The organism is Cohnella luojiensis (assembly GCF_004564235.1).
GTDB classification, from domain to species: domain Bacteria; phylum Bacillota; class Bacilli; order Paenibacillales; family Paenibacillaceae; genus Cohnella; species Cohnella luojiensis.
Map to the genome: position 1 here is coordinate 15,761 of NZ_SOMN01000041.1, position 15,545 is coordinate 31,305.

Genomic DNA, 15,545 nt, shown 5'->3' on the forward strand with positions numbered 1-15,545 from the left:
TTCATGAAGTTGACCCTGATGCCAAAGCATCGGGGTTTTTTGCTAGCTCCCTCTAAGTGGATGAGCAATAAAATCGTGAAATGGATGGTCTCAAGCACAAACAAAACGGTTAGAATGAGCACAAAGGACGGTGCTCTAATATGGACACTAACGTTTTGTTGATCGTGACTGTGATTATCATGGCGGCAGCTGCCGTACTGACGATAATAGTTGGACAATCGCAAGGGAAAAAGGAAGGCGACAGCACCTATTTCGTCAATCCCGGTCGGAAGCTCGGGAGGCTGCTTTCGATATATGCCGTAGTAATCGTGATCGTTTTGATTATTTTCGTCGTCATCATGAGAGGTTGATTAGCGCGCTTATCGCGCGGCCTTCGCCGCGCGATAAGCGGCAGCGAGACCGCTAATGCCTTTGGCTATTAGATGGTCTTCCATCTTGCTGAAAGTGATGCGAATGTGCCGATCCGACGATCCTAAAGTGCTTCCGGGAGTGAAGATGACCCCGTTGCCGATAGCCAGATCGAACAAACGCAGCTCGTCCCACTCCCCTTGCAATTCGCACCAGAGATGAATCCCGCCAAGCGGGATATTGAACCGTGCTTCGTCCCCCATCTCCGCTCGTATGGCCTCGACCGTTAACTCCAGCTTTTTCTGCAAGCCGATTCTGAGCCGTGCTAGATGGTTGTCCAATTCCCGAGACGTGAGCAGCTGAGAAGCGATCCACTGTGAGATATTGGAATGTCCGAAATCGAGCTGTTGCTTGGCATCCGTCAATCGTTGGATAACGGATTGGGGTCCCGCGATCCAGCCGATGCGCAATCCCGTTGACACGATCTTGGATAAGGAGCTTACGTATAGAACCGAGCCGTCCTGATCTATTGATTTCAACGTACTCACGGATTGTTGGTCATAACTTGTCAGACTGTAAGGGTCATCCTCCACGATCGCTATCCCGTATTTCGTAGAAATCTCCAGCAACCTTTTCCTTCGTTCGCAAGATAGGGTGGTCCCGGTTGGATTATGGTAAATCGGATTCACGAACACCATCTTTATTCTATGTTGTTTATACAGCGATACGATTTGTTCGGGATCGATTCCCTCATCCTCGACCGGTAATCGATAAGTTTTTAATCCGGCTGAATGGAAGATGGGCAGAGAATAGGAGTAGGATGGATCCTCTATCGCAACCGCATCTCCTGACTTTAGTAGGCTCTGTACGATGAGTTGTATCGCTTGCTGCGCGCCGGAAGTGACTAAAATGGACGATGAAGAAGATTTGATCGTTCTATGCGTTTCCAGATGATTCGCGATAGCTTCTCTCAGTTTTAGATTGCCTTGTATGTGCTCGTAGCCTAGGTATTGCGTAATTTCCAACTGGCTATGAGCTTCTTGCATAAGCGTGACAGGGAATAAATCGGCGCTAAGTTCGCCGATCGCGAAGTTGATGTACGGCTTGTCCGATCCGACGATCTTATGAATTCGGCGAGTAAGGGGGTCGTTCAGCGGAAGGAAACCTCCCTTCACGTATTCTTCCCAATTCGGAACGCGTTTCACGATTCCTTCCTCGGACGCTTGAAGGTTAACGACCGTACCTAATCCTTTGATTCGACGCACCAGTCCGAGCGAATTCAACTGATCATACGCCGATACAATCGTGCTTCGATTAACCTCGAGAAGAGCGGCCAATGCGCGTTCGGAAGGCAGGGAGCTGCCCGAAGGATATTCTCCGTTCACGATCCGAGTCTCGAAATAATCGGCAATCTGTATGTAGACTGGGACTCGCGACGATTTATCCGGACTCCATTCCATGATGCGCAGCTCCTCCCTGTTGTGGTTTTACAAGCCGAAAAGCCGAAAGGTGATCGCCGTTACTCCGGCAGCAAGCGCTACGCCGGCAATGGTCTGCATGATCGTATGGGCTTCTAATCGCCATCTGGCCCACCCCACTACCGCGATGAGAACGGCTAGAAAGTAGAATTTGGGCGATACAAGCAAGCTAAGAGTCAGAACGGCACCTGTTATGCCGATCAGATGAAGGCTGATTTTCCAACGGGCGAATTGCGTAATGAGCAGGGCGGCTACGATCGCGCCGATCATGCCTACAAACGTTGCCAGCAACCGTTCCGAAACGTGCAGGAAAATAAGCAGGATAAGCGTGATTGCCATGCAACCAAGAGCGAAGAGGATAGGAATAAGCCTTTGCTCGCGTTTGCTAATATCATGATCCGAGAATTTCCCTCTTACTACGCCGCGGCGAATGAACAGGATAGGAGCGATCGACACGCCTAAACAAATAATAATCCACCACAATAAACCTTCGTAAGGATGGGATGCGGTTCGGAGCGAGATGGTCAAGTATAGAAAAACGGCGATTAATAGGGGATTGCATAGGAATGAGATGGCGTAGGCTAGCTTGTAACCTGCGTGTTGAGGCCCTTTAATGGCTTGTCGCGACATTCGGATTTCCTTCCCTTGATCCATGTCAAATACATTTAGCTGATTATAACACATGTGATAAAACCTAACATTTGTATTGACTTTCGTGCTCCGAGGGATATAATTAGGTTCAAGTCAAACAAAAACATTCAATTGAATACAGGTTCCCTAACATGAGATGGGAACAAAATTCTGTCTAGGGTTCCGTTGACATCGCGTCAAGTCTGGTCCAAGAGACGGGGATACGTAAGTCGTTCGCGCAAGCGGCGGATGACCGTATATACACGGAAGGATAAAAGCCTGGGAGATGATCTCCCGGGCTTTTCGTTATATCCATTTTACCTCAAGGGGGCTATTCGATGAACAACGCATGGAGCACGACAATCTCGCCGGGAGCCAAGTGGTCGGGAATGGTCGGCAAAGGAAAAACGATTCGATTTACTGCAAGGGGGGACGGGGCTAATGTATCCATGCTTCTCTTCAATGCACGCGATTTAACGGAACGTTACAATATGTCGGACACGCTAAAAGCCCAATACACCTCGCATTTAACCAAAGGAAACATTCTCATGAGCGATAACGGACTTGCGATGGCTAGCTTCGTGGAAGACCGGCTCGGCTGGCACGATACGATAAGCGGCTACACCTCCCGTAAGACAACGGATGCGAAGTACGGTGCGACTACCTATCAGGAGCTCAGGAATGAATGGCTGCGCAGCGGCGAAGAGAACCTGTCCGTGGAGCTGGTCAGAAACGGCTTGGGCGTTCGCGATTTGGGGCCGGTGGTCAATTTATTTTCCAAAGTGTATTGCGACGAACAGGGGACGATGCATTTCGCTAAAGACCATTGCCCGAAAGGCGCTTCCGTTACTCTGCGTACGGAGATGGATGTTCTGCTCGTGTTATCCAATACGCCAAACCCGCTCGATCCAAGCGAATCGTTTCCTTCCGTCCCGGTAATGATCGAGATTGCCGCTGCCGCGCTTGTAGACGAGTCGACCGACTTATGCGTGAACCATCGTTCGGAGAATCTCCGCGCTTTCGAGAACACATGGAATTATTATTCTCTGCTTTCCTTATAGCACCCCCCACCTATTCGAATATCCAAGGAGGAAATATCATGGCCGTATTTAATCGAGTCGAAAGCCCCCGCGTCGCGGAGGATGCGATATATAACGCGACCATCCCTGCCGGAGATGGATGGATGTATGAACTAAAGCCTGGGCAAGTGCTCAGAATCGTGGATTTGGAAGGCAATCAAGCCGCGGACACGCTATTTTACGATACCGTCAACCCGGAAGATCACTATAGCGCGATTCAGACCACTACCGGTCAAAGCAATATTTACTTAACGGCTGGCTCCGTCCTCCGCGCGGAATCCGGCAAAGAGCTATTAACGATCGTTGCCGATACTTGCGGATGCCATGACACGATCGGAGGCTCATGTTCCGCGCAGAGTAATACGGTACGTTATGCGCACGAGAAGCTGTCGATGCATAATTGCCGGGATACGTTCATGCTCCAGCTAGCCAAGCATGGGAACGGGAACTACACGAAACGCGATCTTGCACCGAACATTAACTTTTTCATGAATGTTCCCGTGACTCCCGAAGGCGGGCTCACGTTCGCCGATGGCGTGTCCGCGCCCGGCTGTTACGTGGAAATGCAATCAAGCGGACATACGACGGTGCTTATCAGCAATTGTCCTCAATTAAACAACCCTTGCAACGCCTACAACCCAACGCCTATCCAGCTTCTCGTTTGGGATCGGTAATAGACAGAGAGAGAGAGAGGTCGGGGACGCCATGTTCGATAAAATATTGATCGCCAACCGCGGCGCCATCGCCGTTCGCATCGAGCGAACCCTTCGCAAGCTTGGAGTGAAATCCGTTGCCGTCTATACGAAAGCGGATCAAGACAGCCTTCACGTGGATCAAGCGGACGAAGCTATTCTTATAGGGGAAGGCCCGGCTAAGGACAGTTACTTGAATACGGAGCTCATTTTGCAAATAGCGCGAGAGACCGGAGCGCAGGCAATTCATCCCGGATACGGCTTCTTGAGCGAGAATGCGGAATTCGCGCGCGCCTGCGAGAGGAGCGGGATTCATTTCATCGGACCTACTGCCGGTCAGATGGAGATGTTCGGTCTCAAGCACTCGGCGCGGGAGATTGCAGAGAAGGCTGGAGTACCTATGCTTCCGGGAACGGCGTTGATCGATCGGCTAGAAGCGGCTGTCGTCGAAGCGGACCGCATCGGATATCCGGTCATCTTGAAAAGCACGGCGGGCGGCGGAGGAATCGGCATGCGGGTATGCCCTGACGAAAGCGTGCTGCGTTCGGCTTTCGAAGCGGTGAGCCATCTGGCCGAGACGAACTTCAAGAACGGCGGCGTTTTTCTCGAGAAGTATATCGCGCGAGCTCGCCACGTAGAGGTTCAAATTTTCGGCAATCTATTCGGGGAAGTCGTCGCGCTTGGCGAACGGGATTGCTCCGTTCAGCGCCGCAACCAGAAGGTGATCGAGGAAACTCCTGCTCCTCATTTTCCTAAAGAAGTGCGGGAGCGAATGCTGGCTTCCGCAAAACGGCTTGCGGAAGAGGTGGGTTATCGCAGCGCGGGTACGGTGGAGTTTCTCTATGATCCCGAGACCTACGAATTTTATTTTCTAGAAGTCAATACGAGGCTGCAAGTCGAACACGGCGTCACGGAGGAAGTGCTCGGCATCGACTTGGTCGAATGGATGGTCAAGGAAGCTGCGGATGAGCTGCGGGATTTGGTATCGCTAGTGCCGGCAGCTCATGGACATAGTCTTCAAGCGAGAATCTACGCGGAGGATTGCTTCCATCAATTCAGGCCGAGCGCGGGTCAGCTGGATAAGGCTGAATTTTCGACGCAAGCAAGAATCGAGACTTGGGTTCGCGATGGGATCAACGTGACGACCCTCTATGATCCGATGCTCGCCAAGATCATCGTTCACGGATCGGACCGTGCGGATGCAATCACCAAGTTGACTACGGCGCTCGAAGAAACGCGTCTATACGGATTAACGACCAATCTCTCCTATATCCAGGCTTTGCTTCAGGAGGACGGCTTTAAGGAGGGGCTCGTGTATACGCAAATGTTAAATGCATTCAATCCAGCGGAGTCTGCCATAGAAGTACTTGACGGCGGCGTGCAAACGACCGTCCAGGATTGGCCGGGAAGAACCGGGCATTGGGACGTCGGCGTGCCGCCATGCGGACCGATGGATCCCTATTCCTTCCGAATCGGCAATAAGCTCCTAGGTAACGATGATTCTGCGGCCGGTCTAGAACTTACGCTGCGCGGCGGCTCTTACCGGTTCAGGCAAAGCATGTGGTTCTGCGTAACTGGAGCGCATATGAAGGCGGAATTGGATGATTCGCCGATTTCATTATACAAACCCATCCATGCCAAACGCGGGCAAGTGTTGAGTTTCGGGGAATCCGAGAGGGGTATGCGATCTTACGTGCTCGTAGCCGGCGGGTTCGATATGCCTCGGATACTGGGCAGCTCCTCGACCTTTACGCTTGGCGGTTTCGGAGGTCATGGAGGTCGGGCGCTAAGAACCGGCGACGTATTGCGCGTGGTCGGCGGCGTTGGCACGCCAACGGAATTAAGAGAGTTAGATCCTGCTTATCGTCCTGTCGTATCCGACGGACCCTGGATGATCGGCGTGATTCCGGGACCTCATTGTACGGAGGAATTTCTGAGTCCCGAATATTTGAAGCAATTGACAGAGACCGAGTGGGAGGTTCATTTCAATAGCTCCCGCACGGGAGTCAGGCTGATCGGTCCTGCTCCGCTATGGAGTCGGGAGGACGGAGGAGAAGCCGGACTTCACCCTTCTAACATTCATGATAACGCTTATGCGATCGGAACCTTGGACTTGACCGGAGATATGCCGATCCTGCTCGGTCCCGACGGACCAAGCCTCGGCGGATTCGTATGTCCGGTCACGACGGCTTCGGCGGAGTTCTGGAAGATCGGCCAGCTTCACCCGGGCGACAAGGTCCGATTCCGGCTATTGACGTTGGAAGAGGCCGCGGCTATGCGCGAATTGCAGGAACAGGCTTTGAAGGCTATCGGGGATGGTTTGGAGAACGGGCTGCCTAAAGACACTATCCGCGATCGTTCTACGGACCGCGTGTGGATGCCGGCTTATCCGATTCTGGTGCGGGAAACGGAAGGCCGCAGATTCCCGATTACGATTCGGTGCAGCGGCGACCAGAACTTGCTCGTGGAATACGGAAGCATGGAATTGGACTTATTGCTTAGATTTCAGGTTCATGCCTTGATGCAAGCCGTCGAAGAGAACACGGTCATTCCTGTATTGGATTTGACGCCGGGGATCCGATCGCTGCAAATCCATATCGATCCATCGCGAATGACTGTTATCGAGGCAAGCAAACTCGTCTTGAACATAGATCGCCAACTGCCGCCGTTGGAATCGATTCGCGTGCCTTCCCGAATCGTTCGGCTGCCGCTTTCCTGGGACGATCCGGCAACGCAGCTTGCCATTGACCGCTATCAGCAGAACGTTCGCCCGGACGCTCCATGGTGTCCTAGCAATCTGGAATTTATTCGTCGCATGAATGGACTGGGAAGTCTCGAGGAAGTACAGGAGATCGTATACAACGCCAACTATCTCGTTCTCGGATTAGGCGACGTCTATCTTGGCGCTCCCGTCGCAACGCCGATCGATCCTAGACATCGTTTGGTGACAACGAAATATAACCCGGCAAGAACCTGGACACCGGAGAATGCCGTCGGGATCGGCGGCGCGTATATGTGCATCTATGGAATGGAAGGTCCGGGCGGGTATCAATTCGTCGGCCGTACGATTCAGATGTGGAATCGTCTGCGTTCCACGGAGAGCTTCCAACCCGGCAAGCCGTGGCTCCTTCGGTTTTTCGATCAAATCCGGTTTTATCCGGTTACCGCCGACGAATTGCTCGTACTTCGCGAGGATTTCCTTCGCGGGCGCTTTGAAGCCGATATTACGGAAACGACGTTCGACCTTGGAGAATACCTGCAATTCTTACAGTCTATCGAAGAGAGCGCACAGTCGTTTAAGAGTACTCAGCAAGCGGCTTTCCAGGGCGAAAGGGAGAGCTGGAAATCGCTCGGATTGGCGGAATACGTATCCGAACAAGAGCCTTCAGTGGAGAAGGTTGAGGAGGAAATACCCGAAGGCGCTTCCGCCGTTCGATGCTCTGTTCCGGGCAGCGTATGGAAGGTAAACGTAAGCGAAGGCCGGGAAGTTAAGAAAGGGGATACGCTGATCATCGTCGAGAGCATGAAGATGGAATTTTCCTTGCAAGCCCCTTGCGATGGCTTCGTGCACTCCGCTTACGTGAAACCCGGGGATGGCGTACATGCCGGACAACTGCTGGTTAGCATTATGAAGAAGAACGTCAGAGAGGAGGTGAGCCTATGACGGCGAGCAATAAGTTAATCCCCATCGACTTAACGGTTGCTTGGCTTAAGGAAGGGTATGCTTCGGGGGAAATCACGCCTAAGGAAATCGTCGAAGAATTGATCCGGCGGGCAGTAGAGGATGCGGATTTGAATGTCTGGATCACTCCGCCATCTATGGCGTTCATACAACCTTACTTGGATCGGCTAGTCGAGTTGGATCCGGATGCCTCTCCCTTATGGGGGATCCCGTTTGCCATTAAAGATAATATCGACTTGGCCGGGGTGCCGACAACGGCTGCTTGCCCGGAATATGCTTATACGCCCGATGAACATGCGGTTGTCATCGGCAGGTTTATTGCCGCAGGGGCGATTCCGATGGGAAAAACAAACCTAGACCAGTTCGCGACGGGTTTGGTCGGTACGCGAAGCCCGTACGGAGAAACTCATAACGCGCTGAACGGCGAGCTTATTAGCGGAGGATCAAGCGCGGGCTCGGCGGTTGCGGTCGCTCGCGGTCAAGCCGTTTTCTCTCTCGGCACGGATACGGCGGGCTCCGGGCGCGTTCCCGCGGCATTGAACGGGTTGGTCGGGTATAAGCCTAGCCTCGGGGCTTGGCCGACGAAAGGCGTCGTACCGGCGTGCGCAAGCTTGGACTGCGTGACGGTGTTCGCCCGCACGATGGAGGATGCTCTTGCCGTTGATAAAGTTGCGCGCGGTTATGAGCCAACGGATCCATGGTCTCGCGACTATGCGCCTCCGAGTGCCAGATTGCCCTCTAAGATTGCGTTACCGCGCGGCGAGCTAGAGTTCTATGGCCCGTATGCGGAGCAATATCGCGTGGCTTGGAACGCGTCGGTTGAAAGGTTGGATAATATGAATCTTCCTATCGAATACGTTGATATGGAAATGTTCTCGCAAGCGGCCGCTATTCTGTATGAAGGCCCATGGGTTGCGGAGAGGTGGGCCGCGCTAGGCGACTTTGTCGAGGCGCATCCCGGCGTTACGTTTCCCGTAACGGAAACGATACTACGCAACGGGGCGAGCGACAAATATCAAGCGGCATCCGTGTTCCGCGCCATGCATCAGCTCGAAGCCTATAAAGCGGAAACCCGCCGACTGCTTAAGGATACGGTTCTTGTCCTGCCCACGTGCGGAGGGACTTGGACACGCGAGCAAGTAAGGAAGGATCCGATCGGCACTAATCGCGACATGGGCAAATACACGAACCACTGCAACCTGCTAGATCTATGCGCGATTGCGATTCCCGCAGGGGAAGCGGCTTCCGGTTTGCCCTTCGGAATATCGCTATTCGCGCTTGCGGATCAAGAGGATTTGATTATTGGAGCGGCAGGCTCGATCACGGGGGAATCTGTAGCTGTGTCATCCGTTCCGAAAGCAAACACCACGCTCGTTGCCGTCTGCGGCTTGCATATGCGAGGATTTCCATTGGAGAAGCAGATGATTGCTTGCGGAGCGAGGTTTGTTCGGGAGGCGGTCTCGGCGACGAAGTATCGATTGGTGAAACTGCCAACCACACCCGCTAAGCCCGGCATGATCAAGTTAGCGGACGGCGGAGCCGCGATACGGTTGGAAGTGTGGGAGATGCCTCTGGAATCGTTCGGCGGATTCGCGGCAGCGATTCCTGCTCCGCTTGGGATCGGGAAAGTCGAGTTGGAGGATGGCACGGAAGTGCCAGGCTTTACGTGCGAGGCTTATGCGGCAACGTACTCCGAGGATATAACGCATGTCGGGGGATGGCGGGACTTTATCAATCAATCTAAGTAGGTTCATATAATGGTGACCCCGCGCTTGTCGCGGGGTTTTTTCTTGCCATACGAAACCGTACCAACTCGCCTCTTCGCAGTCGAATCGAGCCGAGTAACGAAACCGTACCAGTTCACCCCTCCGCAGTCGAATCGAGCCGAATTAACGAAGGAACTTAGTTAACTCACCCAACTATCTGCGCCTTCCGCGACCGAACAGCATCGAGATAGTAACAAAACTTTACTATCTCCGCCCGCCGCGACCGAACAGCACCGAGATAGTAACAAAACTTAACTATCTGCGCCCGCCGCGACCGAACAGCATCGAGATAGTAACAAAACTTTACTATCTGCGCCTTCCGCGACCGAACAGCAAAGAGATAGTAACAAAACTTTACTATCTCCACCCGCCGCGCCTGAACAGCACCGAGATAGTAACAAAACTTTACTATCTCCGCCCCCGCCCACCGACACCGAATCGAGCTGAACGAAGGAACTTAGCTAAACTCTTTCCTCTGCAGTAGAATCGAGTCGACGTTTCCTACACGGGCCAATTCTTAAAGCTTTGCATTTCCTGAACGATCGTGTGATAATGTCTCGACAAGATTTCGTGGAGGCAGCATCATTGTGAGTAAATACCCATTTGAATACGAACATTCCAAGCCGTTCTTGCAGCAGGTAGGGGAATGGGTCGCAGACGTGTTCTACGACGTTCTGCCCGAAGCCGGCTTCGAGGTTCGCGACGAGCAAATCTATATGGCTTTCCAATTGGAGCGGGCTTTCGCGGAGAAACAGACGATTTTCGCGGAGGCGGGCGTAGGCACCGGAAAAACGCTAGTGTATTTGTTATATGCGATCTGTTATGCCCGATATCACCGTAAACCGGCGATCATTGCCTGCGCGGACGAGTCGTTAATCGAGCAGCTGATGAAGCCGGAGGGCGATCTGGCGAAGCTTGCGCAACATTTAAGCTTGTCCATTGACGCCAGAACGGGAAAATCCCAGGACCGTTACCTTTGTCTGGCGAAGCTGGAGCATGCGAGAACGGACTACGAGGATGTCGATCTCTATAAATCCTTATATGAAGAGTTGCCTTCTTTCGTCCATAAAAGCGAAGGCATGCAGAGCTTCCACGCTTATGGGGACCGTAAGGAATATCCGCATCTTAACGACGTGCAATGGGAGAGGATCAACTGGGATCCGTTCCAGGATTGCTTCGTCTGCGATAAGCGCCATCGTTGCGGGCAGACGTTATCGCGAGAACACTACAGGCAATCCACGGATCTGATCATATGCTCGCATGACTTCTATATGGAGCATGTGTGGACCTATGAAGGACGAAAGCGGGAAGGTCAGCTTCCGCTTCTTCCCGACCATTGCGCGGTCGTTTTCGATGAGGGACACTTGTTGGAATCCGCGGCACAGAAAGCCTTAACATACCGTATCAAGCATAATATTTTCGAGGAATTGATTACTCGGCTGCTCAAAAACGAAATTCGCGAATCGCTCGCCGTCCTGATCGACGAAGCCATTGATCGAAGCGAAGGCTTGTTTGAACTGCTGGAACGGCAAAGCGTATCGATTCCCGGATCCGATCGCAGGGAAATCATTCTGAACGATAAGCTGATTCAAGAGGTTGCGCAGCTTCGCAAGGTGATCGATGGAATAGAAGAAGAGCTCGTCTTCGAGAGTGAATTGTACACCCTGGACAGCTACCAACTTCGCATCGTCGAGGAGCATTTGGAAATGATGCAGAAGGCGCTCAGCCTGTTCCAGAGCTCAAACTCCCTGATTTGTTGGGCAACGGAAAGCGCCACGGGACTCACGCTCGTCATTATGCCGAAAGCCGTCAAGGAAGTATTGCGCGAGCGAGTATTCTCCTTGAACATGCCGGTTATTTTCTCATCCGCCACCTTGTCCGTGAACGGTTCGTTCGAATATTTGGCTTACAGCCTTGGAATCGAGAAATATTTATCCTTCAGCGTCGATTCCCCGTACGAATACGAGAACCGAATGGAAGTGTTGGCGCCTGCCTGGAAGAATGGAGCAACTTTCGCGGAGAAAATGAAAACGGCCGCAAGGATGCTTCAGCGTACGGAGGGGAGAGCCTTGATCCTGTTCCCTTCCAGAGAAGAGCTGAGACTATTCAAAGAAATGATTCCGTCCTTTCCGGAGTGCGGAGAGATGAACTTCGGTTTCGAAGGAGATAGGGAGATAAGCCATCTGATCTCGGATTTCCAACGGGATGAGACAAGCGTGCTCTGCGCGGTGACTTTGTGGGAAGGGCTTGATATTCCGGGTCCGTCGCTTTCGAACGTTATCGTTTGGTCGCTCCCCTACCCCCCGCAGGATCCGGTGTTCATGGCGAAGCGCCAGGAAGCCGATTCCGCTTACGAAGAAGTGGATCTGCCCTACATGTTGCTGCGACTAAAGCAAGGAATCGGACGTCTGATACGAACCCGGGAAGACTCCGGAATGATAGCGATTTTAAGCGAAGAGATCCATAAGGACGCCAACCTGCGAGAGTCGATCCAGAGCTTGCTGCCGCAAGGCGTCCGCCTTCAAGTCGAGTAATCGTTCTTTCCTAGCCAAATGAATTGTTTAATTCCCGGTTAGGATGCTAAAATAGATTCATAGCATAAAGGACGTATACAGAGGAGGTAGTGATCGAATGTTGAAAATCGCCGTGCTTATCGGAAGTCTTAGACATGGTTCCTACAATTTGCAGCTCGCCAACACCATGAAGGAACGTTACATTAACAAACTAGACCTAGAAATCGCCGATATTCGATCTCTTCCGTTTTTCGATCAGGATATCGAACTAAACCCGCCTCAGGTTGTCAAACAATTATTAAATAAAATCGCAGCGGCTGACGGAGTGCTCATCATTACCCCGGAGTACAATTGGTCGGTTCCCGGCGTGCTTAAGAACGCGATCGACTGGTTATCGCGGATAGATAAAGTGTTGATCGGCAAGCCCGTAATGACCGCTGGCGTGTCCCCGGGAATGATGGGAACGATACGCGCGCAGTTGCACCTTCGAGAAATTCTAGCTAGCCCAGGCATCCAAGCCAAGCTTCTGCCTCCAGCAGGCAATGAAATTTACATTAGCTCCGCGGGCTTGAAATTCGATGAATCTACGGCGCGTCTGGTAGACGAGTCTACTCTCCGGTTCATCGACCGCGTCGTGGATAAGTTTATCGATTTCGCGCAGAAATGATTTACCGTCATCTTTTCATTACAAGAGTTCTTCTGTGATCCGTCCGGGATCATAAGGGGCGCTCTTTTTTTAATTTCTAAATTATTAATTTAGGAATCTTAAGCTTTAATTAAACAATAATTACGGGATAAATCAGCTTTGTTCGTTATCTTGGAAGTAGACAAGCATACGATCAAGGAGGCTTTCCCATAGTCATGAAAACCCTATTGTTTATCCTCTACGGCGGCAAATCGGTTGAACACGAAATCTCGCTAAAGACGGCATTGACGGTCATTCCATCCATTGATCCCAGAAAATTCGATGTGTATCCCATCTACATTACTCCGGAAGGGGTTTGGTGTTCTCACGGGAAACTCTCGTCCGTTCCGGCCGAGATTAAAGACCTTGTCTTACTGCCGTCCTTTGGTCAAGCGGCTTCTTCGTTAGGCGACATTATGACGCGTTTCTTCTCTTTGGCAGGGAATAAGGTCGTGTTGCCGCTTCTGCACGGGTCCAATGGGGAGGATGGAACGATTCAAGGTTTACTAGAGCTTATAGATGTTCCATACGTCGGCAACGGCGTACTCTCCTCCGCAGTTGCCTTGGACAAAGCGGTTTCCAAAGAACTTTTATCCCATGCGGGTATACCTCAAGTCGAGTATCGGAACTTTCAATATGCTCAATGGACATTAAATGCAGAGGAAGTAAGTCGTTCGATTAACGAAAACATCGGATACCCCTGTTACGTAAAGCCTGCATCCCTTGGTTCCAGCATCGGGATAAGCAGGTGCGAGAACGAGGAAGAGCTTCGGGACGCAATGGCGACGGCTTTTCGCTATGACCGCAAAATCGTCGTTGAAAAGGAAGTAGCCGGCAGAGAGATCCAAGTCGCCGTAATGGGCAATGAACAACCGCTGGTTTCCGTCCCGGGGGAATTCATTCAAGACAAATCCTTTTTTGACTATAACGCGAAATACGTTGACGGGCGCCTAACGATGTCTATACCCGCGGACATTCCCGAACATCTGGCCGACCGGATTCAACGAACGGCAAAACTTGCCTATCAAACTTTACAGTGCGCCGGATTGGCAAGAGTGGATTTCTTTATCGACCCTCAGGAGCGCCTATACTTAAACGAGATCAATACGCTTCCCGGATTTACGAAGTTCAGCATGTACCCCGTCATGTGGGAAAAGACGGACGGAACGACGTATTCCGAGCTCATCGAGAAACTGATCGACTACGCGTTTATGCGCCACTTAGAGAAACAATCCATTCAATATTCGAGGTGATCTCATGATCCGCAGAACCTTGCAGCAGATTTCGGTTATGGGACTTACGTCTATTCCTACGAACGACCAGAAGAAAATCAAGATAGACGGCGTTTCGATAGACACACGAACTTTATGCAAAGGGAATTTGTATATCCCCATCGTCGGAGATCGTTTTAACGGACACGATTTCGTGGCTCTCGCGATAGAGAAGGGGGCTGCCGCCGTTCTTTGGAACCGGGATGAACCTAACCCTCCCCTAGGGAAAATCCCCGTGCTGATGGTGAAAGACACTTTACTTTCACTTCAATCTTTAGCGAGAGAGTATCGCTCCCAGTTGCAAGCGACGGTCATCGGCATTACCGGAAGCAACGGCAAAACTTCGACGAAGGATATGCTTGCGGATTGTTTAGCAATGCAATTCAAAACTCAGAAGACTTTCGGGAATCTAAACAATCATCTCGGAGTTCCTCTAACGCTGTTGAGCTTGGAAGAAGACACGGAGATGGCCGTCGTGGAAATGGGAATGTCGGGGCTTGGAGAAATCGAATTGCTTTCGAGGATGGCCCAGCCCGACATTGCCGTCATTACCAATATCGGCGAAGCCCATCTGGGGGATTTGGGAAGCACCCGCAATATCATACAGGCCAAGCTGGAGATATTGTCGGGACTGAAGGACAACGGAACGTTAATCTACAACGGGGACCATGTTCTGCTGGCGGGAGCGGTTCAGTCTTTGAAAGACGATCATGCGAAAATAAACTTCGGTTGGGAGCCGATGAACGACTATCATCCGATTAGCGCGGAGATGGATCGGAATGGATCGACATTTTCTATCGCTCAATATCCTTCGCTTGCCTTCACCGTTCCCTTAGCAGGCAAACATCAGATTCTTAATGCGTTAGCGGTTGTTGCAGCTTCCGTCGCAGCGGGGATGAGCAGGAATGCGATTCGAAATGGCTTGGCTAACGCGAGAATAACCAACATGCGCAACGAGATAATCGAGGGCGATCGATTCATTCTCATAAACGATACTTACAAATCCAATCCATCTAGCGCGGTTGCCGCGCTCGATACGTTATCATTATGGCCCGTGGACAACCAGAAGATTGCCGTGCTGGGCGATATGCAGGATTTGGGAGAGCAAGCTGTTTCTATGCATCACCATGTCGGTTCCTCTATCGATGGAGAAAAGTTGGATTATTTATTTACATTCGGTCCCTTGTCCTTGCATACGGCGGACAGCGCCCGACGGCTAATGTCTCCGGAGAGGGTATTCAACTACGAGGACAAACCAAACATGATCGCTCATATTCAATCGGTTCTTAAAACTGATGCCGTTGTACTAGTGAAAGGGTCTAGGGCAATGAAACTAGAGGAAGTCGTTTCTTCGCTGATAGAAGGACATGCCCAATTGGCAATAGACTGACGAGGAAGGGG

General features: G+C 51.7%; 11 protein-coding genes and 1 riboswitch. Of the genes, 9 read left to right on the top strand and 2 right to left on the bottom strand.

All coding sequences use genetic code 11. From position 1 onward, the window contains the following. The first annotated feature begins 140 nt into the window (after positions 1-140). Positions 141-350: a hypothetical protein gene (locus E2980_RS20905; RefSeq protein WP_135154169.1), complete on the top strand. Its 210-nt coding sequence runs from the start codon at positions 141-143 to the stop codon at positions 348-350. Between the two features lie 9 nt (positions 351-359). Here the strand turns inward: E2980_RS20905 and pdxR are convergent, their stop codons facing one another. Next, positions 360-1,808, bottom strand: a complete 1,449-nt coding sequence (gene pdxR / locus E2980_RS20910) for a MocR-like pyridoxine biosynthesis transcription factor PdxR (RefSeq protein WP_135154170.1) — start codon at positions 1,806-1,808, stop codon at positions 360-362. Positions 1,809-1,835: 27 nt separating this feature from the next. Next, positions 1,836-2,456 (bottom strand): hypothetical protein, encoded by a 621-nt coding sequence (locus tag E2980_RS20915; RefSeq protein ID WP_167747207.1) that lies wholly within the window; start codon positions 2,454-2,456, stop codon positions 1,836-1,838. A gap of 164 nt (positions 2,457-2,620) precedes the next feature. Then, positions 2,621-2,744: riboswitch (guanidine-I (ykkC/yxkD leader) on the top strand. A 50-nt stretch (positions 2,745-2,794) separates the two neighbouring features. On the opposite strand from E2980_RS20915, the gene E2980_RS20920 reads away from it, so the two are divergent. From E2980_RS20920 to E2980_RS20955, 8 genes are all read left to right on the top strand, one after another. Next, the gene (locus tag E2980_RS20920) at positions 2,795-3,517 is read left to right on the top strand and encodes an urea amidolyase associated protein UAAP1 (protein WP_135154172.1); all 723 of its coding nucleotides are present in this window, start codon (positions 2,795-2,797) and stop codon (positions 3,515-3,517) included. 38 nt (positions 3,518-3,555) lie between these two features. Continuing rightward, positions 3,556-4,209 carry an urea amidolyase associated protein UAAP2 gene (locus E2980_RS20925; RefSeq protein ID WP_135154173.1) on the top strand — a complete coding sequence of 218 codons (654 nt, stop codon included), beginning with the start codon at positions 3,556-3,558 and terminating at the stop codon, positions 4,207-4,209. 31 nt (positions 4,210-4,240) lie between these two features. Further along, positions 4,241-7,891, top strand: coding sequence for an urea carboxylase (gene uca, locus E2980_RS20930; protein WP_135154174.1), 3,651 nt, complete (start codon positions 4,241-4,243; stop codon positions 7,889-7,891). Beyond that, on the top strand, positions 7,888-9,657 hold the full coding sequence (atzF, locus tag E2980_RS20935; RefSeq protein WP_135154175.1) for an allophanate hydrolase: 1,770 nt from the start codon (positions 7,888-7,890) through the stop codon (positions 9,655-9,657). The genes uca and atzF overlap by 4 nt, the downstream gene beginning before the upstream one ends. 605 nt (positions 9,658-10,262) lie before the next feature. Then, a complete protein-coding gene (locus E2980_RS20940) occupies positions 10,263-12,209 on the top strand; it encodes an ATP-dependent DNA helicase (protein WP_135154176.1) in 1,947 nt (648 codons plus the stop codon). A 100-nt stretch (positions 12,210-12,309) separates the two neighbouring features. After that, entirely contained in the window at positions 12,310-12,855 is a 546-nt protein-coding gene (locus tag E2980_RS20945; RefSeq protein WP_135154193.1) for an NADPH-dependent FMN reductase, read from the top strand. 194 nt (positions 12,856-13,049) lie between these two features. Next, on the top strand, positions 13,050-14,126 hold the full coding sequence (locus tag E2980_RS20950; RefSeq protein WP_135154177.1) for a D-alanine--D-alanine ligase family protein: 1,077 nt from the start codon (positions 13,050-13,052) through the stop codon (positions 14,124-14,126). A gap of 4 nt (positions 14,127-14,130) precedes the next feature. Then, positions 14,131-15,534 (top strand): UDP-N-acetylmuramoyl-tripeptide--D-alanyl-D-alanine ligase, encoded by a 1,404-nt coding sequence (locus tag E2980_RS20955; protein WP_135154178.1) that lies wholly within the window; start codon positions 14,131-14,133, stop codon positions 15,532-15,534. Positions 15,535-15,545 lie beyond the last annotated feature (11 nt).

Excerpts from the sequence above, each read along its gene's own strand:
- E2980_RS20905 (WP_135154169.1), top strand. The coding sequence starts at position 141 with ATGGACACTAACGTTTTGTTGATCGTGACTGTGATTATCATGGCGGCA.
- E2980_RS20950 (WP_135154177.1), top strand. The coding sequence starts at position 13,050 with ATGAAAACCCTATTGTTTATCCTCTACGGCGGCAAATCGGTTGAACAC.
- atzF (WP_135154175.1), top strand. The coding sequence starts at position 7,888 with ATGACGGCGAGCAATAAGTTAATCCCCATCGACTTAACGGTTGCTTGG.
- uca (WP_135154174.1), top strand. The coding sequence starts at position 4,241 with ATGTTCGATAAAATATTGATCGCCAACCGCGGCGCCATCGCCGTTCGC.
- E2980_RS20955 (WP_135154178.1), top strand. The coding sequence starts at position 14,131 with ATGATCCGCAGAACCTTGCAGCAGATTTCGGTTATGGGACTTACGTCT.
- pdxR (WP_135154170.1), bottom strand. The coding sequence starts at position 1,808 with ATGGAATGGAGTCCGGATAAATCGTCGCGAGTCCCAGTCTACATACAG.
- E2980_RS20920 (WP_135154172.1), top strand. The coding sequence starts at position 2,795 with ATGAACAACGCATGGAGCACGACAATCTCGCCGGGAGCCAAGTGGTCG.
- E2980_RS20915 (WP_167747207.1), bottom strand. The coding sequence starts at position 2,456 with ATGTCGCGACAAGCCATTAAAGGGCCTCAACACGCAGGTTACAAGCTA.
- E2980_RS20925 (WP_135154173.1), top strand. The coding sequence starts at position 3,556 with ATGGCCGTATTTAATCGAGTCGAAAGCCCCCGCGTCGCGGAGGATGCG.